The 26,719-nt window shown below is 66.6% G+C and carries 25 protein-coding genes; 12 read left to right on the top strand and 13 right to left on the bottom strand.

All coding sequences use genetic code 11. The annotated features are described in order from the left end of the window. Positions 1–53: 53 nt before the first annotated feature. Complete coding sequence (gene hisC, locus ACP15H_RS04155) at positions 54–1,118, top strand: histidinol-phosphate transaminase (RefSeq protein WP_425064959.1); 1,065 nt, start codon at positions 54–56, stop codon at positions 1,116–1,118. Between the two features lie 57 nt (positions 1,119–1,175). After that, positions 1,176–1,538: a hypothetical protein gene (locus ACP15H_RS04150; RefSeq protein WP_425064958.1), complete on the top strand. Its 363-nt coding sequence runs from the start codon at positions 1,176–1,178 to the stop codon at positions 1,536–1,538. A gap of 3 nt (positions 1,539–1,541) precedes the next feature. Here the strand turns inward: ACP15H_RS04150 and ACP15H_RS04145 are convergent, their stop codons facing one another. The 8 genes from ACP15H_RS04145 to ACP15H_RS04110 are packed head-to-tail and all read right to left on the bottom strand — an operon-like array spanning position 1,542 to position 9,671. Next, on the bottom strand, positions 1,542–2,210 hold the full coding sequence (locus tag ACP15H_RS04145) for an AroM family protein (RefSeq protein WP_425064957.1): 669 nt from the start codon (positions 2,208–2,210) through the stop codon (positions 1,542–1,544). Positions 2,211–2,214: 4 nt separating this feature from the next. Then, a complete protein-coding gene (locus tag ACP15H_RS04140) occupies positions 2,215–3,195 on the bottom strand; it encodes an ABC transporter ATP-binding protein (protein ID WP_425064956.1) in 981 nt (326 codons plus the stop codon). Next, complete coding sequence (locus tag ACP15H_RS04135) at positions 3,195–4,241, bottom strand: extracellular solute-binding protein (protein WP_425064955.1); 1,047 nt, start codon at positions 4,239–4,241, stop codon at positions 3,195–3,197. Before ACP15H_RS04135 ends, ACP15H_RS04140 begins: the two co-directional genes overlap by 1 nt. A gap of 23 nt (positions 4,242–4,264) precedes the next feature. Next, positions 4,265–5,080, bottom strand: coding sequence for an ABC transporter permease (locus ACP15H_RS04130; protein ID WP_425064954.1), 816 nt, complete (start codon positions 5,078–5,080; stop codon positions 4,265–4,267). Further along, positions 5,077–5,952: an ABC transporter permease gene (locus ACP15H_RS04125; protein ID WP_425064953.1), complete on the bottom strand. Its 876-nt coding sequence runs from the start codon at positions 5,950–5,952 to the stop codon at positions 5,077–5,079. The genes ACP15H_RS04130 and ACP15H_RS04125 overlap by 4 nt, the downstream gene beginning before the upstream one ends. A 10-nt stretch (positions 5,953–5,962) precedes the next feature. Beyond that, positions 5,963–7,516 (bottom strand): hydantoinase/oxoprolinase N-terminal domain-containing protein, encoded by a 1,554-nt coding sequence (locus tag ACP15H_RS04120; protein ID WP_425064952.1) that lies wholly within the window; start codon positions 7,514–7,516, stop codon positions 5,963–5,965. Beyond that, entirely contained in the window at positions 7,513–8,595 is a 1,083-nt protein-coding gene (locus tag ACP15H_RS04115) for a DUF917 domain-containing protein (protein ID WP_425064951.1), read from the bottom strand. Before ACP15H_RS04115 ends, ACP15H_RS04120 begins: the two co-directional genes overlap by 4 nt. Continuing rightward, positions 8,592–9,671 carry a DUF917 domain-containing protein gene (locus ACP15H_RS04110; RefSeq protein ID WP_425064950.1) on the bottom strand — a complete coding sequence of 360 codons (1,080 nt, stop codon included), beginning with the start codon at positions 9,669–9,671 and terminating at the stop codon, positions 8,592–8,594. The genes ACP15H_RS04115 and ACP15H_RS04110 overlap by 4 nt, the downstream gene beginning before the upstream one ends. A gap of 205 nt (positions 9,672–9,876) precedes the next feature. Here ACP15H_RS04110 and ACP15H_RS04105 point away from each other — a divergent pair, with 205 nt between their 5' ends. Next, positions 9,877–10,824, top strand: a complete 948-nt coding sequence (locus ACP15H_RS04105; protein WP_425064949.1) for an AroM family protein — start codon at positions 9,877–9,879, stop codon at positions 10,822–10,824. A gap of 259 nt (positions 10,825–11,083) precedes the next feature. Continuing rightward, on the top strand, positions 11,084–11,803 hold the full coding sequence (locus ACP15H_RS04100; RefSeq protein ID WP_425064948.1) for a hypothetical protein: 720 nt from the start codon (positions 11,084–11,086) through the stop codon (positions 11,801–11,803). Between the two features lie 9 nt (positions 11,804–11,812). Here the strand turns inward: ACP15H_RS04100 and ACP15H_RS04095 are convergent, their stop codons facing one another. Then, on the bottom strand, positions 11,813–12,571 hold the full coding sequence (locus tag ACP15H_RS04095; RefSeq protein WP_425064947.1) for a hypothetical protein: 759 nt from the start codon (positions 12,569–12,571) through the stop codon (positions 11,813–11,815). 135 nt (positions 12,572–12,706) lie between these two features. Here ACP15H_RS04095 and ACP15H_RS04090 point away from each other — a divergent pair, with 135 nt between their 5' ends. The 5 genes from ACP15H_RS04090 to ACP15H_RS04070 are packed head-to-tail and all read left to right on the top strand — an operon-like array spanning position 12,707 to position 18,821. Continuing rightward, positions 12,707–13,783, top strand: a complete 1,077-nt coding sequence (locus ACP15H_RS04090; RefSeq protein WP_425064946.1) for an isopenicillin N synthase family dioxygenase — start codon at positions 12,707–12,709, stop codon at positions 13,781–13,783. Between the two features lie 4 nt (positions 13,784–13,787). Further along, complete coding sequence (locus tag ACP15H_RS04085) at positions 13,788–15,368, top strand: ABC transporter substrate-binding protein (protein ID WP_425064945.1); 1,581 nt, start codon at positions 13,788–13,790, stop codon at positions 15,366–15,368. A gap of 23 nt (positions 15,369–15,391) precedes the next feature. Further along, complete coding sequence (locus ACP15H_RS04080) at positions 15,392–16,663, top strand: MFS transporter (RefSeq protein WP_425064944.1); 1,272 nt, start codon at positions 15,392–15,394, stop codon at positions 16,661–16,663. Between the two features lie 35 nt (positions 16,664–16,698). Beyond that, complete coding sequence (locus ACP15H_RS04075; RefSeq protein ID WP_425064943.1) at positions 16,699–17,955, top strand: MFS transporter; 1,257 nt, start codon at positions 16,699–16,701, stop codon at positions 17,953–17,955. Then, positions 17,952–18,821 (top strand): amidohydrolase family protein, encoded by an 870-nt coding sequence (locus tag ACP15H_RS04070; protein WP_425064942.1) that lies wholly within the window; start codon positions 17,952–17,954, stop codon positions 18,819–18,821. Before ACP15H_RS04075 ends, ACP15H_RS04070 begins: the two co-directional genes overlap by 4 nt. Positions 18,822–18,919: 98 nt before the next feature. Here the strand turns inward: ACP15H_RS04070 and ACP15H_RS04065 are convergent, their stop codons facing one another. From ACP15H_RS04065 to ACP15H_RS04055, 3 genes are read right to left on the bottom strand one after another with little or no spacing between them, the layout of a single operon-like run. Next, on the bottom strand, positions 18,920–19,993 hold the full coding sequence (locus ACP15H_RS04065) for a rhodanese-like domain-containing protein (RefSeq protein ID WP_425064941.1): 1,074 nt from the start codon (positions 19,991–19,993) through the stop codon (positions 18,920–18,922). A 13-nt stretch (positions 19,994–20,006) separates the two neighbouring features. Further along, entirely contained in the window at positions 20,007–20,957 is a 951-nt protein-coding gene (locus ACP15H_RS04060) for an aldo/keto reductase (RefSeq protein ID WP_425064940.1), read from the bottom strand. A gap of 19 nt (positions 20,958–20,976) precedes the next feature. After that, the gene (locus ACP15H_RS04055; protein WP_425064939.1) at positions 20,977–23,004 is read right to left on the bottom strand and encodes a mechanosensitive ion channel family protein; all 2,028 of its coding nucleotides are present in this window, start codon (positions 23,002–23,004) and stop codon (positions 20,977–20,979) included. Positions 23,005–23,087: 83 nt separating this feature from the next. On the opposite strand from ACP15H_RS04055, the gene ACP15H_RS04050 reads away from it, so the two are divergent. Then, on the top strand, positions 23,088–24,719 hold the full coding sequence (locus ACP15H_RS04050) for a 3-(methylthio)propionyl-CoA ligase (RefSeq protein ID WP_425064938.1): 1,632 nt from the start codon (positions 23,088–23,090) through the stop codon (positions 24,717–24,719). A gap of 113 nt (positions 24,720–24,832) precedes the next feature. Here ACP15H_RS04050 and ACP15H_RS04045 read toward each other — a convergent pair whose 3' ends face one another. Continuing rightward, on the bottom strand, positions 24,833–25,264 hold the full coding sequence (locus ACP15H_RS04045; protein ID WP_425064937.1) for a DUF1772 domain-containing protein: 432 nt from the start codon (positions 25,262–25,264) through the stop codon (positions 24,833–24,835). Between the two features lie 90 nt (positions 25,265–25,354). Here ACP15H_RS04045 and ACP15H_RS04040 point away from each other — a divergent pair, with 90 nt between their 5' ends. Both ACP15H_RS04040 and ACP15H_RS04035 read left to right on the top strand, forming a co-directional pair. Continuing rightward, a complete protein-coding gene (locus ACP15H_RS04040; RefSeq protein WP_425064936.1) occupies positions 25,355–26,341 on the top strand; it encodes an isopenicillin N synthase family dioxygenase in 987 nt (328 codons plus the stop codon). Further along, positions 26,338–26,715: a glyoxalase superfamily protein gene (locus tag ACP15H_RS04035; protein WP_425064935.1), complete on the top strand. Its 378-nt coding sequence runs from the start codon at positions 26,338–26,340 to the stop codon at positions 26,713–26,715. The genes ACP15H_RS04040 and ACP15H_RS04035 overlap by 4 nt, the downstream gene beginning before the upstream one ends. The last annotated feature ends 4 nt before the right edge of the window (positions 26,716–26,719 follow it).

Raw genomic sequence — 26,719 nt, 5'->3', positions numbered from 1 at the left:
GACGCCCGGGCCGCGATGGCATAAGCCGCGCCTATTCACGACCGGACCCCAAGATGAATCCTTTCTGGAGCCAGATCGCGCGCGAACTGTCGCCCTATACCCCGGGCGAGCAGCCGCGCATCGCCAACCTGGTGAAGCTCAACACCAACGAGAGCCCGTTCGGTCCCTCCCCCCGCGCAGAAGCCGCGATGCGGGCAGCGGCCTCGGAGTCCCTGCGGCTCTATCCCGACCCCGAAGCCGTGGAGTTGCGTCAGGTTCTGGCGGAGCACCACGCGGTGAAGCCGGAGCAGGTCTTCGTCGGCAACGGCTCAGATGAAGTGCTGGCCCACGCCTTCGCCGGCCTGCTGAAGCAGGCACGGCCGCTGCTCTGCCCCGACATCACCTACAGCTTCTATCCAGTCTGGGCGCAGCTCTTCGGCATAACCCTCGAGACCGTGCCGCTCGACGACGAAATGCGCGTGCGCGTCGAAGACTATCGCCACCGGGCCGGCGCCATCGTGATCGCCAATCCGAATGCGCCGACCGGCATCGCCCTGCCGCGCGCCGAAATCGCCCGGCTGCTGAAGCAGAACCCCGACATTCCCGTGCTGATCGACGAGGCCTATGTCGATTTCGGCGGCGAGAGCGCCGTGCCGCTGATCGCCGACCATCCGAATCTCCTTGTCGTTCAGACGATGTCGAAATCGCGCGCCCTGGCCGGCCTGCGTGTCGGCTATGCGCTGGGCGACGCCGGCCTGATCGAGGCGCTGCGGCGCGTGAAGGACTCGTTCAATTCCTATCCATTGGGCCGCATTGCCCAGGCCGGCGCCATGGCCTCGGTGCGCGACGATGCCTGGTTCCGCGAAAGCTGCAGCAGGATCGTGGCGACGCGCGAGGCGATGACGCGCGAGCTGGCGGCCCTCGGGTTCGTCGTCCTGCCCTCCAGCGCGAACTTCGTCTTCGCCCGGCATCCTTCGCTGGGCGGCGCGGAATTCGCCGCCGCCCTCCGCGATCGGGCGATCCTGGTCCGGCACTTCGACAAGCCCCGCAGCAGGCCTTACCTGCGCATCACCGTCGGCACGCCGGACGACGTGCAGAAACTGATCACGGCAGCGTCGGACATTCTCAAATCCCGTTAGCCTGCGTCGCCTGCCGTCTGGGCAAGGCGGCACGTGTATGCGATGAAGTTTGCAATCATGGTCACGCGACGACAGTCTCTTCTCATCGGCGCCGCGGTCGCCCTGGCCGCCGCCGGTCCGGCGAACGCCCAGGACGTGCGCGTGATCGACTCCGCGCCCAAGGCGGACGCGGTGATCGGCCCGCGCAGCAGCGGCTTCTATGTGCGCTTCAACCGCCCCGTGGACCACGAGGATTCCCGTCTCGCCATCAAGCAGGGCGGCAAGATCGTCGAGATCCTGCATCCGCGTCTGGAATCGACGCCGGATGTGCTGTTCGCCCGAGCGCCCACCCTGCAGCCCGGCCGCTACAGCCTGCATTGGCTGGTGGGCGGCTCACCGCAATTCGACGGCGAGATCCCCTTCACCGTCGGCAACGACTGAAGCTCAGTCGAGCAGCTCGCGCAGGACGCGGCCGGTGGCGGTGATCGCGAGCAAGGTCGGCACCTTCACTTCGGCCTTCACCGCGGCCTTGGTCGCGGGCCCGTAGCTCATGCAGTCGAGCGCCACGAGGTCCGGCTTCGTCGACGCCAGCTTGCGGGCCACCGCGGCCGCTTCCTCCGGCCCGGCACTGGGTACAAGCGCTTCGACCGTGACGGCCACGCCGTTGCGCGCCCATTTGGTGGCGAGCTTCTCGCCCTGCTCGGCGAAGGGCACCAGCAGGCCAAGCCGCCCGCGCGGCAACAGACCTTCGGCGATGCCGCTCAGCACCCGCGATGGGAACAGGACGCCCGCATCGCCGTCCATCGCGGGAAACTCGCCGGTACAGGCATAGACGATGGCGTCGCAGCCGTCGGCGCGCAGCTTGGCCAGTGTCTCCGGCGATCGGGCGATCACCGCCTGCTTGGAAATCTTGACGTCGCGGCCGCCGCGCAGCCGCGTGTAAAGCGTGTCGGCACCGTTGAGCGGCGGCAGCGCATCGACCTCGGCGTCGCTCAGGCCATCGAGCGCGCCGCGCAGGATCACCTTCGTGCCGGCCGGCGCCTGGGCGGCGAACAGCTCGACGATGTCGTCGCGCGGCGCCTGGCCAATGGTGACGATGCCCAGCGTGCTCATGTTTTCAGCCCTCCAATGCCACGGCGTCGCCGTCGTTCCAGGCGAGCCCCACGGCATCGCCCGGCGCCCGCGACGCCCGCTCGCCGGCATGCGTCTCGCGCACCAGCATCGACGGCCCGTTCGCCGGCTGAACGCGCAGCAAGGTCGAGCCGCCGAGATAGTTCGAGGTCTCGACCGTGCCCGACAGGCGCGCGCCCTCGGCGGCCACGAGCCGGATCTTCTCGGGACGCAGCGCGCGGAGTGGCCCGCCCCCTTCCAGGATGTTGATCTCGCCGATGAAGTCGGCGACGAACCGCGTGCGCGGGCGCTCGTAGATCTCGGTTGGCGTGCCCACCTGCTCGACCTTGCCGCCGTTCATCACGGCAATGCGGTCGCTCATGGCCAGCGCCTCTTCCTGGTCGTGGGTCACGAAGACCAGCGTCACGCCCAGGCGCTTCTGCAACTCCTTCAGCTCGAACTGCATCTGCTGGCGCAGCTTGCGGTCGAGCGCGCCCAACGGCTCGTCGCAGAGCAGCACCGGCGGTTCGACGACCAGCGCGCGGGCAAGCGCCACCCGCTGCTGCTGTCCGCCCGAAAGCTGGCCGGGCTTGCGGTTCTCGAAGCCCGTCAGCGCCACCTGAGCCAGGGCCGCCGCCACACGTCGCTCAATCTCCGGCTTCGGCACCTCGCGCATGCGCAAGCCGAAGGCCACGTTCTCCGCCACCGTTCGATGCGGGAACAGCGCATAGGACTGGAACACCATCCCCATGTCGCGCCGGTGCACCGGCAGGTCTGTGATATCCCGTCCGCCGACATGGACGCGGCCCGAGTCGGGATGCTCGAACCCCGCGATCATGCGCAGGCTCGTCGTCTTGCCGCAGCCCGAGGGGCCCAGCAGCGAGAAGAATTCGCCGGCGGCGATGTCGAGCGTCACCGCGTCGACGGCCATCACGCGGCCGTCGAACGTCTTCGTTACCTGATCGAGCTTGATGGCGGCGGAGGTCATTAGCCCTTCAGGATCTTGGTGACGCGGGCGTCGATGTCCTCGCGGCGCGCATTGTACCATTTCCAGTCGGGCTGGATCAGCGTCGCCACCTTCTCCGGCGTGGTGAGCAGCTTGGCGTCGTACTTGGCGTCGAGCTTCACCTTCTTGTTCGCCGGCGAGTACCACACCGCCTCGGCCAGCAGCTTCTGCACGTCGGGCCGCAGCATGTAGTCGATATAGGCGAAAGCCAGTTCCTTGACCTTCGAGCCCGGGGTGACGTTCAGCACCTGCTCCAGCGACAGCACGCCCTCAGAGGGGGCCGCAAAGTCGACCGGCTGCATGTTCGCGCCCTCGTAGCGGTAGACGCCCGAATCGTGGATCACGCCCATCGACACCTCGGCCGACAGCAGCATCTTTTCCATCTGGCCCGTGAAGTCGACCAGCTTGATGGGCTTCAGCGCCTCGAGCGCCTTGTAGGCGGCGTCGAGGTCGGTGAGGCCCTTGCCGTAGACCTTGCCCAGCATCATCAGGTGCGCCTGGCCCAGGCTGTTCACCGGGATCAGGTAGCCGCCGCGCGCGCCGGCCAGTTTGGGATCGGCGAGATCCTTCCACGAGGTCGGTTTGGTGAGCCCCTTGTCGGTGCGATAGCCCAGGCCGATGGCGCTGGTGAAGATCGTGACGCCCACGATCTTGTCGCTCACGGCGTAGGGATAGACATCGGCGATGTTGGGCACTTCCTTGGCGGTGATCTTGTCCATCACCAGGCCCTCGACGACGGCGTTCCACTGCTCGTTCGAGTTGGCGTGCAGCACGTCGTAGATCGGGTCGTTCTTCGGGCTGACCTGCAGCTTGGGCAGGAACGGGAAGGCCTGGTCGGCCGACACCGTGCATTTGAATTCCTTCTCGAAGGCCGGCAGCACCGTGGCCTTCATCACTTCGCCCCACTTGCCGCCCCAGGTCGTGATCTTGAGCGTCTTGGTCTGGGCATGAAGGATCGACGGCGCCCCCACCGTGGCCAGGGCCGCGAGACCCGCACCGGCACGCAACGCTTTGCGACGTGAAATCATGGCAACCCCCTGTTCGTTCCCAATCACAGCTTAACGTAGGCCTTGAGGCCGATCAGCCTCTCCAGCACCAGAACCACCGACAAAGCGAGCAAGATCGAGACCATCGAGGCGGCCGCGATGGCGCCATCCAGGTCGAATTTCATGTAGTTGAACAGCACCACCGGCAGGGTCTCGCCCTTCGGCACCACCAGGAACAGCGAGACCGGGAACTGGTCGAAAGACACGATGAAGGCGAAGACACCACCGGCAAACACGCCCGGCCGGATCAGCGGCAGGGTGACTTCGAAGAAGACCCGTGTCGGGCTGGCGCCCAGCACGGCGGCGGCTTCCTCGATGCGGCGGTCGAAATTATGCAGGACGGCCAGGGTCGTGCGGATGACATAGGGCACCGCGACCAGCGTGTGGGCCGCGATCAGTCCCCAGACCGGCCGGCCGATCCCGGACAGGAGATAGGCCTGGAACAGCGCCAGGCCCGTCAGGATGGCCGGCACCATCAGCGGCGACATGAAGAAGGCCGTCATCACCGCCCGTCCCGGCAGGTTGCCGCGCGCCAAGGCAAGCGCACAGGCGCCACCGATGACGATCGAGAGCACCAGGACCACGGACGCCACCCACAGGGACAGCCAGAGCGCGTTCATGAACTCCGCGCTGCCGAAGAACTTCTCGAACCACCGCAGGCTGACGCCAACCGGCGGGAAGGAGATGTAGGGCGTGGGATTGAGCGCGAACACCAGCACGATGGCGATCGGCAGCAGCAGGAACGCCAGCAGGAGCGCGTTGAGCGTGAGATAGGCGGCGCGGCCCGCGTCGAACGGCCGGCGGTTCGGAGGGGCGCTCATGCCATTCCCTGCCCGCCCGCCAGCCGGGCCAGGATGCGGTTGTAGGCCACGACGATGGCCAGCGAGACCAGCAGCAGGATCACGCCGAGCGCACCCGCAAAGTTCGGGTTGAAGCTGGTGCCGACCTGCTGGGCGATCAGCATCGGCAGGGTCAGCACGTCGGTGCCGCCCATCAGCGAGGGCGTGACGTAGGCGCTGATCGATAGGGCGAAGACCAGCAGCGAGCCCGCCAGGATACCGGGCAGGCTGAGCGGCAGGGTGACCTCGACGAAGGCGCGCAGGCGGCCGGCGCCGAGGCTGCGGGCGGCCTGCTCCAGCCGCTCGTCGATGCGGCCGATCACGCCGGTCAGGGTCAGCACCATGAACGGCACATAGATGTGGACCAGGGCAACGATGGTGCCGAACTCGTTGTACATCAGCGGCAGAGGCTTCTCGATCAGGCCCCACTGCATGAGCGTCGTGTTGATCACGCCGTTGTCCTGCAGGATCGTCATCCAGGCGAAGGTGCGCACGACGATGCCGGTCAGCATCGGCGCAATCACCGCCATCAGCACCAGCGCATGGCCAAGCCGGGACTGCATGCGGGCCATCCAGTGGGCCAGCGGATAACCGATCAGCAGCGAGATGACCGTGGTGATGAGGCCGATGCGCAGGGTCGACCACAGCGCCTCGTGGAAGATGCCGGCCGTGTCGAAGATGAAACGCTCGTAGTGGCGCGTCGTCAGGAAGGCGTTCGGGTTGGTGACGGGATTGCCGGAATAGAACGACATCGCCGTCATCACCGCGAACGGCAGCACGAAGAACAGGACGAACAGCAGCGCGGCCGGGGCGATCAGCCAGGCGATCGGCGACGGGCGGGCGGCGGTCGTCATGCGGTCACGGTCACGAGGCCGCGACGTCGCCCACGACCCGGACGCGCACGCGCACCGAGTTGCCGGGCAGATAGGCGAGCGGCATGTCCTCGCTCTCGATCGTGTGCAGGGTGGCGCGATCGGCGCCGGCCGCCACGGCACGGTCGTTGGCGATGTGCTGCGCCGCTTCGATCGCCTCGACGCGGGTCATGTCCTTGAAGATCTGGTCGCATTCGCCGGAGACCTGCGCGATGGCCGCGCCCACGGCGTTGGCACAGTCGCCATGTTCGACATGGATCACCTGCGAGACGCCCGCCATTTTGTCGGGGATCAGGAAGGCCCCGCCGCCGACCGCGATCAGCGGCACATCGCCCGCCTCGGTCTTCATGCGGTCGACCGCCTCCTCGGCAAGGCGCGCCGCCTCGGAAAATACACGGGCGCAGGTTGCCGCATCGAGATGCGCCACCTTCGTCCTGTCGCCGAGATCGAACACGCCCGCCGCGACCGCCACGTCGGTGGTGGTGAGCTGCGTGCCGCCAAAGGTGATGGCGTCGGTCAGGAGGCGATAGCCGACCGAGACCGGACCGATGGAAAGCGGATCGAGCACGACGTGGCTGCCGCCGCCCAGGCCGATCGACAGAAGGTCGGGCATGCGGAACAGCGTGCGGACGCCGCCGACCTTGACCACGGAATTGGCTTCGCGCGGAAAGCCGAGCTTGAGCTGGCCCACGTCGGTCGTGGTGCCGCCGACGTCGATCACCATCGCGTCGCTGAGGCCCGACAGGTAGGCCGCGCCGCGCATGGAGTTCGTGGCGCCCGAGGCGAAGCTGTAGACCGGCAGGCGCCGCGCCTGGCTGGCTTCGGCCACGGTGCCGTCGTTCTGGGTGATGAAAAGGGGCGCGTCGATGCCGGAATCGCGGATCGCCTTTTCGAACGCCGCAATCGTGTCGCGCGACAGGTCGGCCAGGGCCGCGTTCAGCAAGCCGGCATTCTCGCGCTCGAGCAGGCCGATGCGGCCGAGATCCGACGAACAGGTAATCGCGGCATCCGGAATCACCGAGGCCACCAGCTCGGCCGCGCGCTTCTCGTGGCTGGGATCGAGCGGCGAGAAGACCGACGAGATACCGACCGAGCGCAGCCCGGCCGCCTTCATCTCCTGCGCCGCCTTCAGGACGGCGGCCTCGTCGAGCGGCATGAACGGGCGGCCGTCATATTCATGGCCGCCTTCGACCATCCAGACCCCGCCGCGCACCAGCTCGCCTAGATCCTCGGGCCAGTCGCAGAACGGCGGCAAGGAGGCTCCCGACGGCAGGCCGAGTCGCAGCGCGGCCACCTTGGTGAGGTGGCGCCGCTGCACCACGGCGTTGATGAAATGCGTGGTGCCGATCATGACGCCGTCGATTTTCTTCAACGCACCATCGGCGCCCTTCAGCACGCCGGTCGCGGCAAGCTTCTTCAGCGAGTCGAGGATGCCCGTCGTCACATCCTGGCTGGTCGGCGCCTTCACCGCGCCGGAAACCCTGCCCTCTTCAATGAGGACGGCGTCGGTGTTGGTGCCGCCGACATCGATACCGATTCGTCTCATGACGCGAACACGCTCCTGAAGTCGAGATCATAGCCAAAAGCCCGCGGACCGACATGCGCCAGCCCCTCGGGTGTGAGGAAGATGTCGGGGCCCGGCAAGGCGATCACGGTGACCCGCTGCCCGTAGCGAACCGTTTCCGTGCCGACCGCCTCGCCCGAGACCGAGTCGAGGACACAGATGAGATCAGGCGTCATGGCGAGCGGCTCGCCGTCCTGCGAGGCCACGATCCATTCGTTCTGGAAATTGATTCGGAGCGCCGATCCGCGCCAGTCGTCCATGCCTTCGAGACGGGCGACGCCTCGCAGGAACCCTTCCGTGGTGCGTCGCTCGACGTCCACGATCTTGCCCTTGTAGAGCAGCCGGCCCGGCTCGACCGAGAGGATGGCCGCCACCGGATCGTCGTGCGTCCGCTGCGCCTCGCGCACGGCATGGCCGATCGCGATCGCCTTGGTGGTGGTGCCATGAATGCCCCACTTCTTGACCTCGGCGCCGGTTCGGGGCGGCTGGCAGGTCGAAGCGGTCGAACCGTACTCGACCACGATCTTGCGGCCGACCCGCTCGGCCCACTTCCAGGAGGGCACGGTCTCGACGACCGCCTCCAGCCCGCGAACATCGACCACCGTCATCGGACACGGCTTGAGCTTGCCCACCGCCACCGAGGTCATCTGTGCCTCGGGATAGGCGCGCCCCATCGTGTCCGAATCGACGACCGGGATACCGAGATTGGCTGCGACCATCAGCGGGCGCACACCGTTGCCGCCGCCGATCTCCATGCCCATGACGGCATCGAACCTGCGCCGGGTGTGCTCTTCCATGAGCGTCGCCGCGCGGGTGAACACGCGATGATCGGTGAGACGCTCGATACCGACCAGCGGCGCGCCCATGCCGGCGATCACGGCGACATAGGCATCGTCCGACAGCTCCTCGGCGTCGATCAACTGCGTGCGCTTTCCCTCGCGATAGAGGAGCCGCATGTTGAGCAGCGACAGATAGGGATTGCCGCCGCCGCCGGTGCCCAGGATCCAGGCGCCGACCGCGAGCGATTCGATATCGTCCTCGGTGATGTCCCGCCGGCTCACCCGAAGACGCTCTTGAACTCGATGTCGTAGCTGAAGGCCCTGGGTCCGACATGCTGCAGACCCTTGGCGCTGAGGAAGACCGGCGGCGGCGGCAGCGCGATCACCGTCACACGCTGGCCGTAGCGGATCGTCTCGGTGCCGACCGCCTCGCCCGAGACGGAATCCAGCACGCAGATCAGGTCGGGCGACATGGCGATCGGCTTGCCGTCGAGCCAGGCCACGATCCATTCGTTCTGGAAGTTGATCTCCATGGCCGAGCCGCGCCATTCGTCCATGCCGTCGAAGCGGGTGCGGCCGCGCAGAAAGCCTTCGGTGGCCCGCCGCTCCACGTCCATGACCTTGCCCTTGTAGAGAACCTTGCCCGGCTCGACCGAAAGAATGGCCGCGATCGGATCCTCATGCCGGCGCTGGGCTTCGCGCACGGCGTGCCCGATGGCGATCGCCTTGGTCGTGGTGCCCTGGATGCCCCACTTCTTCACCTCGGCGCCGGTGCGCGGCGCCTTGCAGGTCGAGGCGATCGAGCCGTACTCGACGCAGATCTTGCGGCTCACCCGCTCCATCCACTTCCAGGTCGGCACCTTCTCCACGACCGATTCGAGCCCGCGCACGTCGACGGTGGTCAGCGGACAGGGTTCGAGATCGCCGACCGCGACCGACGTCATCTGCGCTTCGGGATAGGCGCGGCCCATCATGTCGGCATCGATCACCGGGCGCTTGAGGTGAGCCGCCGCCATCAGGGGCTGGATCGAATTTCCGCCGCCGATCTCGAGCGCCATGATCCCGCGGAAGCGGTAGCGCGTGTGGCGCTCCATCAGGTCGACGGCGCGCGCGATCGTGCGGCTGTCGGTGAGGCGCTCCTGCCCGACCAGCGGCGCGCCCATGTTGGAAACGGCGGCGACCCAGTCGTCATCGGCCAACTCAGAGGCCGACATCAGCTGGACGCGATAGCCCTCCTTGTAAAGGGCGCGCATGTTGAGCAGGCCGAGATAGGGGCTGCCGCCGCCGCCGGTCCCCAGGACCCAGGCGCCGACGGCCAGCGATTCGATATCGTCGAGAGTAATGTCGGTCAGGGGCATGGGCCAATTCTTCGGGCGCGTTCGCTCTTGTCGGGTCAGACGAGGTCCGCCGGAGCAAGGCCTTGCAAGATCGGGACCATCGACGCAGCGTGTCTCGTCGCGTGATGAGTTCCAGTCCGCATGACATCCTGCCCCGTATTCAGGCATGTCTATGGATCGAGCAGTCAGTCATCAATACGTGCGAACACGTATGGGGAGAACGCAGGTGGGGACCAGGCGCACGCCGCGCATTGCCGTGATCACGATGGGCCACGCGCCGCGGCCCGACGTGATGCAGGAAATCGGCCCCCTGCTCGGCGACGCCGAGTACGACGAGTTCGGCGCCCTCGACAACGATCCGGAGTCGATGATCGCGAGCATGGCGCCGAGTGGCGACGAGCTGAGCTACCTGACGCAGCTGCGCGACGGCCGCCACGTCATCGTCGAAGCCGGCTTCGTGACCAACCGAACCGAAGCCCTCGTCGCAGCGCTCGATGGCCGCAATTACGATCTTCTCGTCCTGGCGATGACCGGCATGCGGGCGCGGCTTGCGACGCGGACCCCGCTCATCCACGGCCAGGACGCGCTCGACGCCTGGATTTCCGCGCTGGTCGCCAGCAACTCGCGGATCGGCATCATCTTCCCTTTGGCAAGCCAGCAGTCGGCCGCGAGCGAGAGCGACTACGGCACCATGCTGAAGAGCTCGCTGGCGACCATCGGTGGCAGCCAGAGTTCCGATCTCACGCAGGCAATCGACCGCGTGTCCGGGGCCGATCTGATCGTGATGAATTCGGTCGGCTATACCGGCGGGATGGCCCAGCAGGTCGCACGCACCAGCGGCAAGCCGGTCGTCACCGCCTGCCGCATCATCGGCAGCACCGCGCGGCTGCGCCTGTCCGAGATCGCCGGCAAGCCGCTCGATCTCCCCACCACGACCTACACCGGCACCGAATTGTTGCGGCGACTTCCGCAGGCGGCGCTCGCGACGCTCACACGACGCGAGACGGAGGTCCTGGTCCAGGTACTCGAAGGCGCCGCCAACAAATCCATCGCAAGGGCGCTGGGCATCAGCCACCGCACCGTCGAAATCCACCGCGCCCGCGCCATGCTGAAGCTGGGCGCGACATCGACTCCCGAACTCATCCGGCGTGCATTGAGACAGTCGGACCGCTGAACCGACCACCGGCGCGACCTGCGACAAGTTGCGTAAGGGCTCGAGGCACCGGCGTAACCCGAGACAGCTCCGCGACTTCTTCCGTGCAAGCGAGTGTCATGCACGACCAGCCATCCGAAGTGATTATCATTGCCGCGTCACTCGCTTGCCAGGAACGCCGACCGGCGCGCATCACTCCGCCATGCGGATCCACCCTCCTGGCCGATCGCGATCGTTCCACCGGCACGCACCGTCAGCCATCGTCTCCGCGACCCTGGCCTTGATCCTGCAGACGGGTGCGGCCCAAGCCGTCGACGAGATACAGGTCTACAATGCCGACATCGCGCCGGTCGGAACCTTCACCCTGCAGCAGCATCTCAACTATGTCTGGCAGGGCAGTACGCAAGCCGACTTTCCCGGGGGCATCGCTCCCAATCGAACGCTCAACGGCACGCCCGAACTGGCCTACGGGGTGACCGACTGGTACGAGATCGGCCTCTACGCCCCCTTCTCACTGGATTCCGAGGGCAACTTCGTGCCGGGCGGCGTGAAGCTGCGCCACCTCTTCGTGTCGCCGCATGCTGCGGAGCGCAAAGTCTTCTACGGCCTCAACATCGAGCTGAGCTACCAGACGCCCCGCTTCTCCGAGAGCCCCTTCGGAATCGAACTGCGTCCAATCTTCGGACTGCGCGATCTGGGCTGGGAGTTCATCGTCAATCCGATCATCGACATGAGCTTCGGCCCCAGTGGCTCTGTGGCCTTCGCACCGGCGGCGCGGCTCGCCCGGGACGTCGGCCACGACATCATGCTGGGGGTCGAATACTATTCCGACCTCGGGCCGCTCGGGAACTTCTCGCCGGGCAACGTTCAGCAACACAGTCTGTTCGGCGTGATCGACTTCACGGCCTTCGGCTTCGATGTGAATTTCGGCGTGGGATTCGGCCTGACCGAAGGTTCTTCTCCCCTGGTCACCAAGTTGATCCTGGGCCGCGCCTTCTAGCGGCCGACCTCAAGGCGCGAGCCGCGGCAGGGCGGCACGGATCGGCGCGCTCGAGATCTGCATGAAGCCGGAGAACGGCTCGACCATTTCGAGGATCAGGAACAGGGCCGCCGATGCCGAAAGGGCCACCAGCACGAGCGCCACGGCCGATGTCGGATTGACCGGCGAGAACAGGCAATAGCTGGCGAACAGCACGGTGAGCCAGAAAATCAATACGATGAGGGTCGGCACGGGCAGCCCGGACCTCGACTGTTCGAACAGAGCGAGCCTGGCCTGCGACGTCGAGACCGCCAGCTGCAGGGCCTCCCCAACGAGGGCCGATTTCGCAGGGGTTCCGATTGGCAGGGCGTGAAGGCTGGCATAGAGCCTCGACGCCAGCGTGCCGCTGCCATAAAGCCCGGCACTATCGCTCGCCTCCGGGTCACCCCAGATCCTGTCGATCATCTGGCCGACGGTTTGCCTCAGCAGCACGCGGATCGGCTTCGCTTCCGGGCCGTATTGATCGAGTACCGCGTCGAGCAGGATGAGGTTGGCGGCAATCTGGCGGACTTCGCCGCGCTGGGCCTCGTAGCTGCTGCTCGCCGAGTTGATCAGGAGACCGAGCACCAGCGCCGCGATCGTGCCCACCAGGCCGGCGCCCAAGCGCACGATGTCCCGGGCATGGTCGTCGAGATGATGGTCCGGCAACAGGCGGCGCAGCAATGCACCGATGACCGCGCCGAGGAGCATGACGCCACAGGCCGCCAGCGAGATCCAGATGGGCTGCACGAAAGACCTTCCCCCGACCGCCGTACGCTGGCGGACGGACGAATTCTAGCACTTCTGCGAAACGCGCACGGCTTGGTTTTTGCAGGGATTTCGGCGCGCATGGTAGCGTTCGCGCAGCGTAATCGGAGGTCCACGATGCAGCCATCCATCCAGCCCGTGAGCGGGCAGCCCGTCGCCCCGCCGCTGATCGGCGGCGAGATTCCGCTGATCGATGTCTCGGCCTATCTTGCCGGCGTTCCCGGCGCCGCCGAGAAGGCCGCAGCCGAGTTGCGCTACGCTTTCGAGAATGTCGGCTTCTACTATCTCGCCGGCCACGGCGTGCCTCAGAAGCTGATCGACGATACCTATGAAGCGGCAGCACGCTTCCACGCCCAGCCGATGGAGGCCAAGCTCGCGATCAAGGTCGACGAGCACAATATCGGCTACATGCCGATCGCCCAGAAGGCGCCGCCCAACGCCGCCGCGCAGGGCAAGAAACCCAGCCAGAACGAGGCCTATTTCCTCCGCCGCGAGCGAGATGCCGACGATCCGGACGTGATCTCGGGCCGCCGCTTCCATGCGCCGAACAAGTGGCCGGCCGACCTGCCGGGCTTCCGCGAGACGGCGCTGGAATACATCGCGACGCTCGAGAAGCTCTGCCAGAAGCTGGTGAAGCTCTATGCGCTGGCGCTCGACCTGCCCGAGACCTACTTCGATGCGTGCTTCGCCAAGCCGCACATGATCCTGCGCATGTCGCGCTACCCGCAGATCGACGGCGCCGACGAGAGCGTCGAGAGCCTGGTGCCCCATACCGACTCGGGCTTCATGACCCTGCTGCCGCCCAACAAGGTGCAGGGCCTGTCGATCCTGCTGCCCGACGGGCGCTGGATGGACGCGCCCGGCCTCGAGAATGCCTACGTCGTGAACGGCGGCGACATCCTCCATCGCTGGAGCAACGAGCGGTTCCTGTCGACGCCGCACCGCGTGCGCAACGTCTCGGGCCAGCTCCGCTACGCCATCCCCTTCTTCTGCGACCCCGACCACGACACGATGATCGAGTGCCTGCCGTCCTGCCAATCGGCCGAGACGCCGGCCAAGTATCCGCCGATCAAGTTCGGCGACTATGCGCTGTGGTTCGCCGCCCAGCGCTACGGCCACATGTCCAAGGTCCAGGCGCCATCCGAGGCCGAGATCGCACCGGGCGAGCGCGCCACCTCGCGCTGGCAGGCCTGAACCGATGCGCCTTCGCAACCTGCTGGCGGCGGGCTCCGCCGCTGCGCTTCTGCTCGCCTCGCCCGCATTCGCCCAGACCAAGACCATCAAGGCGGTGATGCACTCGGACCTGAAGGTCCTCGACCCGATCTGGACGACCGCCAACATCGTGCGCAACCACGGCTACATGGTGTGGGACACGCTGTTCGCGATGGACGAGCAGCTGCGACCGCAGCCTCAGATGGTCGACACCTGGACCGTCAGCGACGACAAGCTCACCTACACCTTCACGCTGCGCGACGGGCTGAAGTGGCACGACGGCAAGCCGGTCACGGCCGAGGACTGCATTGCCTCGCTAAAGCGCTGGGGCGCACGCGATTCGACGGGCGTGAAGCTTCTGAGCTTCGTCTCCTCCTTCGAGCCGGTGAACGACAGGACCTTCAGGATCGTTCTGAAGGAGCCCTACGGTCTGGTCATCGATTCGCTGGCCAAGCCGGGCGGCTCCACCCCCCTGATGATGCCCAAGCGCATCGCCGACACCGATCCCGCCAAGCAGATCTCCGAGTTCGTGGGCTCCGGCCCCTTCATCTTCAAGGCCGACGAGTGGAAGCCCGGCGACAAGACCGTCTATGTGAGGAACCCTGACTACAAGCCGCGCGCCGAGCCCGCTTCCGGCCTGGCCGGCGGCAAGGTGGCGAAGGTCGACCGGGTGGAGTGGCTGGCCATCCCCGACCACCAGACGGCGGTCAACGCGCTGCTGGCCGGCGAGATCGACTATATCGAGGCGCCGCCGCACGACCTGAAGTCGCTGCTGCTGGCCGACAAGAACGTCAGGCTCGAGGTCTACAACAAGATCGGCGCGCAGTACGTCTTTCGCTGGAACACCGTCGTCCCGCCCTTCGACAACGAGAAGGTGCGCCGCGCCGCGGAGTACGCCTTCGACCAGAAGGCCTTCCTGCAGGGCGTGATCGGCGACGAGAAGTATTACCAGACCTGCGATGCCATGTTCGTCTGCGGCACGCCGCTCGAAAGCAATGCCGGGATGGACGGGTTGGTGCGCGGCAACTTCGCCAAATCGAAGGAGCTGCTCAAGGAGGCGGGCTACGACGGCACGCCGATCGTGATGCTGCACACCACCGACATCGCGGTGCTGACCAATGCCGGCCCGATCGCCAAGGACCTGCTCGAGAAGGGCGGCTTCAAGGTGCAGATGGTGCCCCTCGACTTCCAGGCCATCGTGGCGCGGCGCCTGCGCAAGACGCCCCCGCAGGACGGCGGCTGGAACGGCTTCATGACGTCGTGGCTGTCGGTCGACATGATGAACCCGTTGACCAACAGCATGCTCACAGCCTCGTGCGACAAGGCCAACTTCGGCTGGCCGTGCGACGCCGAGGTCGAGCGGCTGCGCGACGCCTTTGCACGGGCACCCGATCTCGAGAGTCGCAAGAAGATTGCCGCCGAGCTGCAGGCGCGCGCCATCACCTATGGCACTCACGTCCCGCTGGGCCAGTACACATTGCCGACGGCGACGCGCTCGGACCGTCTGAGCGGTATCGTTACGAGTCCCATTCCGGTATTCTGGAACATGGAGAAGAAGGGCAACTGACGCCCATCAAGCCGAGGCCGACGATGTTTTCCGAGAAGACCCGCATCATCGGCGCCGGTGCCATCGGCAACGTCCTCGAATGGTTCGATTTCGCGATCTACGGCTATTTCGCGATCACCATCGGCCAGGCTTTCTTCCCGCACCAGGATCCGCTGGCGCAGTTGCTCTCCACCTTCGGCGTCTTCGCGATCGGCTGCCTGATGCGGCCGCTGGGGAGCCTCCTGTCGGGCAGCATCGGCGACCGCTACGGCCGGCGCGCCGCGCTCACCGTCTCGATGACGGCGATGGCCTTCTCGACCTTCCTCGTCGGTATCCTGCCGGGCTACGCCACCCTGGGAATGGCGGCGCCCCTGCTCCTGACGGCGCTGCGCATGGTGCAGGGCCTGTCGCTCGGCGGCGAGTGCCCGACCGCCTTCATCTTCATGATCGAGCATGCGGGTGCGCACAAGCGGGGCCTGGCGGGCGCGATGGCGACCGGCGGCAACGCGGCCGGCCTCCTCCTCGGATCCGTATCCGGCGCGCTCCTCACCGCCACGTTGCCGCCGGAGGTTCTGCAGGACTGGGGCTGGAGGCTGCCGTTCCTGCTCGGTCTGCCGGTCGGGTTGATGGGCCTCTGGCTGCGCCGCGGCGTGCCCGAACCGCCCCGGGACGCCGGGATCGTGGCCACCCCCGTGCGGGAGGTGTTCAAGCATCATCTCGGGCTGGTGGCACGTCTGGCGTGCATGGGTTCGCTGGGCACCGTGACCTTTTTCGTCATCTTCCTCTACCTTGTGAGCTGGCTGCAGGTCGTCGACGGCGTCTCGCCGGTACGCGCCCTGGGTTTCAGTTCGATTGCGATGGCCGTGGGTCTCCCGATCTACCTTGCCGCAGGCTGGTTGAGCGACCGGATCGGCCGGCGGAAGCTGCTCTTCGCCGGGATGGCAGCGGCCCTGGTGGGCGCATTGCCGCTGTTCTGGCTCATGCACCACGCCGATCCCATCCTGGTCCTCGTCGGCGAACTGGGCTTCGTTCTGATCATCGGCACCGTATTCGGCATCGAGCCGGCCTTCATGGTGGAAGCGACGCCCGCCCCGATCCGCTGCACGGTGGTGGCACTGGGCTTCAATCTCCCGGCAGGCATCCTGGGCGGGCTCGCGCCATTCGCGGCGACCTGGCTGATCAACAGAACGGGCAACGACCTCAGCCCCGCCTTCATCATCATGGGGGCGGCGGCGATTTCCCTGGTCGCCACGACGTCGTTTCGTGACAGGACCGGGATGCCCGACGGCCAGCCCGCGGACGCTTCGAAGAAGTAATGCCCGCCGCTCATCTCGTGGCATAGTCCGGCGAGATGAACCCTACCAGCACTCGCCGCATCGTTGCGGCCGGCACCATCGGCAACCTGCTCGAATGGTACGATTTCGCGGTCTACGGCTATTTCGCCGCCACCATCGGCCGTGTCTTCTTCCCCGCCGAGAGTCCGGTGGCGCAGGTGCTGGCCGCGTTCGGCATCTTCGCCCTCGGCTATCTGATGCGCCCGCTGGGCGGCATCGTCGTCGGCCATATCGGCGACAGGCTCGGAAGGCGTGCCGCCCTGACCTTCTCGATTGCCGCCATGGCGCTCCCGACCTTCCTCGTGGGCCTGCTGCCGGGCTACGAGACGCTCGGCATGGCGGCGCCCATCCTGCTCACGCTGCTGCGCATGATCCAGGGCCTGTCGGTCGGCGGCGAGGCCACCACCTCGATGGTCTTCCTGGTCGAGCAGGCCCCGCCCGGTCGCCGCGGCTTGGTCGGCAGCTTCTGCTCGCTGGCCGCCACCGGCGGCTTCCTCCTGGGCTCGGGAATCGGTGCGGCCTTTGCTGCTCTCCTGCCGGCAGAGGCACTGGCGACCTGGGGCTGGCGCGTGCCGTTCCTGCTCGGCCTGCTGCTCGGCGTTGCCGGCTGGTGGATCCGCCAGGTCATCGTCGAGGAGGCGCCGCCCAAGTCGGGCCACGGCTCGCCCCTCATCGAAACGCTGCGCCATCACGGCCGCGCCGTGATGCGCGTGGCCGGAATCACGGTCTTCAATGCCGTCGGATTCTACCTGATGTTCCTCTACGTGGTGACCTGGCTTCAGACCGTCGATGGCATCGCGCCGGCGCGCGCCCTGGAGATCAATACCCTCAGCATGATCTTCCTGCTTCCGGTGATGCTCGTGTCCGGCTGGCTGTCGGACCGCCTGGGCCGCCGACCGCTGATGTTTGCCGCCATGATTCTGGGCTTCGTCGGCGCGCTGCCGCTCCTCTGGCTGATGCATCATCCCGATCCGAGGCTGATCCTGGTGGGACAACTCGCTCTGGTGGTGCCGGCCGGCATGGGCCTCGGCATCATCCCCTCCCTCCTGACCGAGGCGGTGGCGGGCCGTGTCCGCTGCACCGCCATCTCGCTGGGCTACAACATCGCCTTCGGCGTGATCGGCGGGCTGACGCCCCTCACCGCCGCCTGGCTGATCGCCCGCACCGAGATGGACCTCAGCCCGGCCTGGCTGTTCATGGGCGCCGCCGCCATTTCCATCGCCACCCTCCTCACCTTTCGCGAAACGTCGCGCGACGCGACGCTGCCGCCGTGACGATCACGCGTCGCGCGCTGGCGCCGATGGCGCTCGCGGCAGCGACGTTCCCGGCCCGGGCGGCGCTCCCTGCCTGGATCGACGCGCACGCCCACGCCTTCGTGCGCGGGCTGAAGCTCGCCGTCGATGCGCGCTATGCGCCGACCTACGATGCGTCCTGGGAGACGTTGCTGAAGCTGGCCCAAGGCAACGGCGTGGGCCGTACGGTGCTGCTGCAGCCGTCGTTCCTGGGCTACGACAATTCCTATCTGTTCGGCGCCCTGAAGGCGGAGCCGCAGCGCTTCCGCGGCGTGCCGTGGATTTCGCCTTCGGTCGAGACACGCCCCGAAGGCTGGGAGGAGATGGCGCGGCTCGGCGTGCGGGGCCTGCGCTTCCCGATCTTCGGCCTGCCGACGCCGCAATGGTCGGCCTATCACGAAATGCTGGGCGAGGCGCTGAAGCGGGACTGGCCGATCCATCTCTATGTCGAGAGCAAACGCCTGCCCGAGATGCTGCCGTTGCTGCTCGACGGCGGCCACAAGGTCGTGATCCCCCACTACGGAATGTTCGACCGTACTCTGGGGCCCGCGCGCGATCCCGGCTTCAAGGTGCTGCTGGAAAGTGCGAAGACCGGGCGCGTCTTCGTCGTGATGTGCGGCGCGTATCGCGTCGGCCCGGAGCGCGCACGGATGGCGGCGCCGATGCTGCTCGATGCTTTCGGCCCAGAACGCCTGATGTGGGGCAGCGACTGGCCGCACACCGACACGGATCTAAACCGCGTCACGACCTATCCGATCACGCTCAGGACGTTCGAGGACTGGGTGCCGGACGAGACGGCACGACGCACCATCCTGATCGACACGCCGACGAAGCTCTATGGGTTTTGAAGCTCATGTCGCCCTGAGCGCAGCGAAGGACCTAGCGGAACGAGCGAAGTACTGCGTGGCTAACGCCAGATCCTTCGCTGCGCTCAGGATGACATCGGCTAAGCCGCCCCACCTTCTACGGCGCGGCCCTCGGCGCGCCAGCGCAGCATGCCGCCCGGCAGGTTCGCGACGTCGGTGAGGCCCGCTTTCTGCAGGATCGCGGTGGCATGGGCGGAGCGGCTGCCGGCGCGGCAGACGGCGACGACCGGCCTGTCCTTCGAGATTTCTTTCGCGCGCGACGCCAGCTCGCCCAGGGGGACGAGCGTCGCGCCCCGGATATGACCGAGGGGACCGGAGAACTCGGCCGGCTCGCGCACGTCGACGACCTGCACCTTGGCGACGTTCTCTTCGAGCCAGTGCGGCTCGACTTCCCAGACACCGCCGAAGGTGAAGCGCAGCGGCGCCCAATCCGGCTCGGCCGGCAATCCAGCGCCGTTACCGGGCTGGCCGCACCGCAGGTTGGCGGGCACCGCCTCGTCGATCTTCTTTGGGTGCGGCAGGTCGAGGTTCTTCATGTAGCCGACATAGTCGCTTTCGCCGACCTCGCCGCCCAGCCGCGGATTGAACCGCTTCTCCTCGGCGACGCTGCTGACCGTGAGGCCGCGATAATCGTGTGCCGGATAGAGCAGGCAGTTCTCGGGCAGCGCGAAGATGCGCGAGCGGACCGAGCGATAGAGGGCGCGCGGATCGCCTTGCTGGAAGTCGGTCCGGCCGGAACCGCGTATCAGCAGGCAGTCGCCGGTGAAGGCCATGCTCTCATCGTCGAGCACATAGGTGACGCAGCCCGAGGTGTGGCCGGGCGTGGCCCGGACCTCGAGCGACCTGTGGCCAAACTCGATGCGGTCGGCGTCCTGCAGCAGCCGGTCGGCCCCCGCCGCGCCCGACGCCGCCGACAGCGCGATGCCGCTGCCCAGCCGCTGGTTCAGGAGCCAGGCGCCGGTCACATGATCGGCGTGGACGTGGGTATCGAGCGTCCACACGAGCGTGAGGCCGAGCTCCCCGATCAGCGCCGCGTCGCGCCGCGCCTGCTCGAATACCGGATCGATCAGCAGCGCCTCTTTCGTGACGCTGCAGCCCAGCAGATAGGTGTAGGTCGACGAGGTCGGATCGAAGAGCTGGCGGAACACGAGCATCGGCCATCCCCTCTCAGGCCGGTGCGCTGGCGTGGTCGAGGGCGGCGACAGATTCGGGATCGAGTTCGAGGGTCGTCGAGTTGAGCACGTCGTCGAGCTGCTTCAGGCTGGTGGCGCTGACGATGGGCGCGGTGATCGACTTGCGCTGCAGCAGCCAGGCCAGCGCCACCTGGGCCAGTGTGGCTCCGTTGTTCTTGGCGGCGTCGTCGAGCGCCTTGAGGACGGCCATGCCCTTCGGGGTGATGTACTTCTTCACGCCGGCGCCGCGCTGGGCATTGCCGACATCGGCTTCGGAGCGGTACTTGCCGGTCAGGAAGCCGCTGGCCAGCGAGTAGTAGGGAATCACGCCGATGCCCTGCTTCAGGCACTCGTCCTCCAGCGCGCCCTCGAAAAGGCCGCGCTCCATCAGGTTATAATGCGGCTGCAGGCTCTCGTAGCGCGGCAGGCCCTTCTCCTTCGCGATCTTCGCAGCCTCGGCCAGGCGCGGTGCGTCGAAGTTGGAGGCGCCGATGAACCGGATCTTGCCGGCCTTCACCAGCTCGCCGTAAGTCGAGAGAGTCTCCTCCTGGGGCGTGTCCTTGTCGTCCTTGTGCGACTGGAAGAGATCGATGCGGTCCGTATTGAGCCGCTTCAGCGAGGCGTCGACCGACTCCTTGATGTTCTTGGGCGCAAGCGCGCCGCTCGGCAGGCCCATGCCGCATTTGGTGGCGAGCACGATCTTCTCCCGCTTGGACGGGTCCTTCTTGAGCCAGGTGCCGATCACCGTTTCGCTCTCGCCGCCCTTGTTTCCCGGAAACCAGCGCGAGTAGACGTCGGCGGTGTCGACGAAGGAGAAGCCTGAATCGACGAAGGCGTCGAGCAGCTTGTGCGAGGTCGCCTCGTCCGCGGTCCAGCCGAAGACATTGCCGCCGAAGGCGATGGGAACGAATTCCAGGTCGGACTTTCCGAGTTTGCGCTTCTGCATCTGTCTCTCCTTTGAGGATCTAGGCCGCAGCCTGGGGCGGCGCCTCGGCGGCCGTCACAGGCTTGGAGGCCGGCTCGGCTGCCTGGGGCGCTGCGCCCGGCGTTGCCGGAATCGGGAATGGATAGTTGTTGCCCGTGGCGAACTGAATGCCGAGCGCCGGGAACTGCTCGTACATGCGCCGGATCACCATGCGCTGGACCAGGGTCGGGTTCTTCGGGCGCGCCATGAACTTGAAGCGCACGATCACCGAGTTGTCCTTGATGTCGACGACGCCCTGCATCTTGGGCGGATCCAGCAGGATCGGCTTGTAGGCGGCCTCCTCCATCATCGCGAGGCCGATCTTCTTCACGGTCTTGCGCAGCAGTTCGATGTCGGTGCCGTTGGCGAAGGCGATGTTGAACTTCACCACCGTCCAGTCCCGGCTGAAGTTGGTGATATGGCCGACCTGCCCGAAAGGCACGATGTGGAGCTGGCCGTTCTGGTGACGCAGTCTGAGCGAGCGCACGCTGAAACCCTCGACCGTGCCCTTCACCTTGCTGCAGTCCACGTATTCGCCGATGCGGAAAGCATCTTCGGCGAGGAAGAAGACGCCCGACACGATGTCCCGCACCAGCGACTGGCTGCCGAAGGAGACGGCCAGACCGAGCACCGAGGCGCCGGCGATCAGCGGGGTGATGTTGATGCCAAGGTCCGACAGGACCAGCAGACCGCCGACCACGGCAATGGTGGCGCCGGCGACGACGCGCAGCAGCGGCATCAGCGTGCGCAGCCGGGAGGCGGCGACCTGAACTTCCTCTTCCGAATCGCCCGATACGTCGGCCGAGGGCAGCGGATTGGAGGCGATGTAGGAGTCCATGCGGTACTTCAGGAATCGCCAGCCGGCATAGATCGCCACCGCACTGATCGCCGCCATCTTGGCCCCGCGATCGTGCGCTACCCACTCGTCGGCCGTCGCCGCGGCCAGGACGCGGACCATCAGCGCCTCGGCAATCAGGATCGCAACATAGAGGCGCACGAGCAGACGCACGCAGTCGGCCACAACGTCGCCCGCCATCGGCAGCTCGGAGACGATGTGGCGCGTGATGCGATGCATCAGCGTCTCGAACAGCAGCAACGCAATCAGGGCCGATTCGATGGTCGACATGCCGCGCGCGGCGGTGCCGCTCTCCGTCAGGGCGGCATAGGCAGAGGCGGCGCCCAGGAGAGCGTAGAAGAACAGGCCGCCCATCCACCAGTTGCGCGCCGCATCGAGCTTGAGCTGGCGGCTGAAGCCGGTCGGGGGCACCATGGCCGTCAACCAGGCCGCCATGTCGAAACGCCAGCGCCAGACGATGACGAGCAGCAGCACCGAGACGAGCGGTACGTAGAGGATGATGGCGGCACTCGTCATTTCGCGGTTGGCGCCCGTCGCCTCGAGCGCGCGCGCCGCGAGACTGCCCAGCAACGGCAGCAGAATCACGAGATCCAGTGCAGCCAGCAGGCGGCGCGCCGTGCCGTCGTCGACCGGTGCGATCCGGCCCTCCGGCAGGTGCGGGCGCAGGAACGCGCGGAACACCAGGTTGAAGGTGCGCCAGTAAACAAGTGCGTGCAGCACCATCTGCCCGAGCCTGGAGCCCAGGCTGTCGGACGGGCCGAGCTGGCCCAGCACCAGACGGCCGGCCACGGCCAGCGCCACCAGGGCCAGCGCGTCGAGCAACAGGGCGCGAAAGAAGGCGCGCAATGGCGTCTTGCTCGCGAGCTCGTCGAAGGCGCGGACACGGGCGCGGCTCAGGATCTGGCGGGCGATGGCTTCGGCCACGAGGCCGGCGACGACGATTCCGGCGAGATAGAGCGCCGTCGTGCCGCCGATCGCCTGCGGCAGGCCCAGGAGGTGCGTGCCGAGTGCAGGAAGTTGCGCGACCGTGAATTCGAACCGTTCGGTCAACAGCAACAGGAAACCGGCCGCGGCGGTGTGGCCCCCCGTCACCGTCTGGGCGATCGCCGGAAACGCCCAGGTGGCGGCGAACGCACCCATCGTCAAGGCGCCACCACAGCTTGACCGTTTCATCGATTCTCCCCCAAAGGATGTCTTCCCGAACCTAAGGCAATTGGCGCCCAGCCGCCAGACGACACGACAGGAGAGACGCCCCGATGCTCGGCCTCATGCAGGATCGCCCGCTTCTGATTTCGCAGCTCATCGAGCATGCCGCCCTCAACCACGGCGACACCGAGATCGTCTCACGCACCGTGGAAGGCCCGATCCACCGTTACACCTATCGCGATGCGAACAAGCGCGCGAAGAAGGTCGCCGAGGCGCTGCTCGACCTCGGCATCAAGGTCGGCGACCGCATCGGAACCTTGGCCTGGAACGGCTACCGGCACTTCGAGCTCTACTACGGCATCTCCGGCATGGGCGCGGTCTGCCACACGATCAACCCGCGGCTCTTCCCCGAGCAGATCGTCTACATCGTGAACCACGCCGAGGATCAGCTCCTCTTCGTCGATCTCAACCTGCTCCCGGCCGTCGAGAAGCTGCTGCCGCAGATGAAGGGCGTGCGCCACGTCGTGGCGATGACCGACCGCGCCCATCTCCCCAAGGACTGCAACATCCCCAACCTGCTGGTCTACGAGGAGCTGATCGCCGACAAGCCCGGCACCTACGAATGGCCGGAGTTCGACGAGCGCACGGCCTCGTCGCTCTGCTACACGTCGGGCACGACGGGCAATCCCAAGGGTGTGCTCTATCACCATCGCTCGACGATCCTGCACGCCTACGGCGCGGCCCTGCCCGACACGCTGAACCTCTCGGCCCGCTCTGTGGTGCTCCCCGTGGTCCCGATGTTCCACGTCAATGCCTGGGGCCTGCCCTATTCGGCGGCCCTGGTCGGCGCCAAGCTCGTCTTCCCCGGTGTCGCCCTCGACGGCGCCAGCCTGCACGAACTGTTCGAGAAGGAACGCGTCACCTTCACCGCCGGCGTGCCGACCGTGTGGCTCGCGCTGCTGAACCACATGAAGGCCAACAAGCTCAAGCTCTCGACCGTGAAGTACGCCGTGATCGGGGGCTCGGCCGCCCCGCCCGCGATGATCGAGACCTTCGACAAGGAGTTCGGGGTCGAGGTGCTGCATGCCTGGGGCATGAGCGAGATGAGCCCGCTTGGCACGGTCAACCATCCCAAGGAGAAGCATCTCGACTTCTCAGCCGCGGACCTTCTGGAAGTCCGCCTCAAGCAGGGCCGCCCGCCCTACGGCGTCGAGATGATGATCGTCGACGATGCCGGCAACGAACTGCCGCGCGACGGCAAGGCGTTCGGCGACCTGCTGGTGCGCGGCCCCTGGATCACCTCGGGCTACTTCAAGGGTGAAGGCGGCGAGGTGCTTCGCGAAGGCGGCTGGTTCGCCACGGGCGACGTCGCCACCATCGATCCCGACGGCTACATGCAGATCACCGACCGTTCCAAGGACGTGATCAAGTCCGGCGGCGAGTGGATCAGCTCGATCGACCTCGAGAACGCCGCCATGGCGCATCCCGGCGTCGCCGAGGCGGCGGTGATCGGCGTCGCGCACCCGAAGTGGGACGAGCGCCCGCTGCTGATCGTGCACAGGAAGCCCGACGCCCAGATCGACAAGCAGGAACTGGTCGAGTTCCTTGCGACCAAGGTCGCCAAATGGTGGCTGCCCGACGATGTACAGTTCGTCGACGCTATCCCCCACACCGCCACCGGCAAGATCCTGAAAACCCGCCTGCGCGAGGACTTCAAGGACTACAAGCTGCCGACGGCGTAATGGTCGTCCTGAGCGCAGCGAAGGACCTGGCGGAGGGACCGAAGAACTCCCTGGCGCGCGTGAGATCCTTCGCTTCGCTCAGGATGCATGATTTAACAGGCTCGTGGCGAATCTCAGCTCAACGCCGCCCAGAGAAACAGCAAGGTGGCGCCCACGCCGAGCATCGTCCGCTTGACGTGCAGCTTGCCCCAGCGGCGCAGCAGCGTGTGGCTGTCCTCACCGGCGTCGTCGAGTTCGATTGCCTTCAGCTCGGTGTTGACGGGCAGGATCATCAGGGCCGTGTAGGCCCAGTTCGAGCCCAGCATGATCGCGCCGACGATCCAGAGTTCGTCGCGCGTCTGCCACCAGGCCACCAGCCCCAGCACGAACCCCAGGGCGGCGAGCGTGCCCTGCATGATTGCCCCGCGCCGATAGGACAGCTTCCATTGCTGAAGCTGCGCGCGGTCGTCGAGTTCGGAGCGGGCCGGGTGCTCGGCGAAGCTCACGTAGAAGGCCGCGCCGGCAAAAAGAGCCGCCGTCACCAGGGCCAGAATTCCGAAGATCATGACATTCCTTCCGCACACGCTGGACCGCGGCGCCGCGGGAGCATTATCGTCCGTTCCGGGCAAAATAGGGAGCCCGAGGAGGAGCGTGCCGTGGCCACCGAAACGATTCCCGTCATCGACCTGGGCCCCTATCTCGCCGGCGAGCCCGGCGCGATGGACCGCACGGCCAGGGAGCTGCGCTTCGCGCTGACCGAGATCGGCTTCTACTTCATCGTGAACCACGGCATTCCACGCGAGAAGATCGCCGCCATGTTCGCCGAGGTGAAGCGCTTCCATGACCAGCCGATCGAGAAGAAGCTTGAGCTGAAACTCGACCAGCACAATACCGGCTACCTGCCGATGCGCGGCAACACGCTGCGCACCTCGACCGTCCAGACCGGCACCAAGGCCAATCTCAACGAGGCCTTCTTCGTGAAGCGCGAGATGGCGCCGGATCATCCCGACGTGCTGTCGGGCCGTCGCTTCCGCGGCCTCAACCGCTGGCCCGACCTGCCCGGCTTCCGCGACACCGTCCTCGACTATTGCAACGAGATGGAGCGGCTGGTGCAGAAGATGGTGCGGCTCTACGCCCGCGCCCTCGACCTGCCGGCCAACTATTTCGACACCGCCTTCTCCGAGCCGATGTTCTCGATGCGCATGACGCATTATCCGCCGCAGGACGGTCCCGTGGACGACGAGTTCGGTCTGGCGCCACATACCGACACCAGCTTCCTCACTCTCCTTGCCCCTAACGAGGTGCAGGGCCTGTCGATCCGCAGCCAGAGCGGCAGCTGGATCGACATGCCGTCGATCGACAATGCCTATGTCGTGAACGGCGGGCAGATGCTGCAGCGCTACACCAACGACCTGTTCCTGGCGACGCCACACCGCGCCATCAACAAGACCAGCGGCGCGCGCTACGCCCTGCCCTTCTTCTGCGACAGCGGCATCGACTGGCCGGTCGCCGCCGTGCCGACCACGGTCGGTCCCGACAAGCCGCCGAAGTACCCCACGACCTGGTACAGCGATTACATGACCTGGTACCTGAAGCGGAACTACGACGTGCTGAACGAGGCCCCGCAGCAGGCTGCGGAATGAGCTCGGAGATCAAGTTCGGACCGGTGATCCCGATCCTGCGCATCTTCGATGTCGCCAAGGCCAAGGAGTTTTACCTCGATTTCCTGGGCTTCGCCTGGGACTGGGAGCACCGCTTCGACGACAATGCGCCGCTTTACGCGCAGGTCTCGCGCGCCGGTGTTATGCTCCATCTCAGCGAGCATCACGGCGATGGCGCGCCGGGGTCGCACATAACGATCCAGACCCAAGGCATCGCCGCTTTCCATCGCGAACTCACGGAAAGGAAGTATCGCTACGCCCGGCCGGGTCTTGAGACCCAGCCCTGGGGCGCACGCACGGTCACCGTCGGCGATCCTTTTGCCAACAGGCTTACGTTCAGCGAACCGACCGAATAGACTT

The sequence above is a fragment of the Reyranella sp. genome (assembly GCF_965249915.1).
Taxonomy (GTDB): domain Bacteria; phylum Pseudomonadota; class Alphaproteobacteria; order Reyranellales; family Reyranellaceae; genus Reyranella.
Note: the sequence above shows the minus strand (reverse complement) of the source record. Positions and strands in the feature narration are given on the sequence as shown.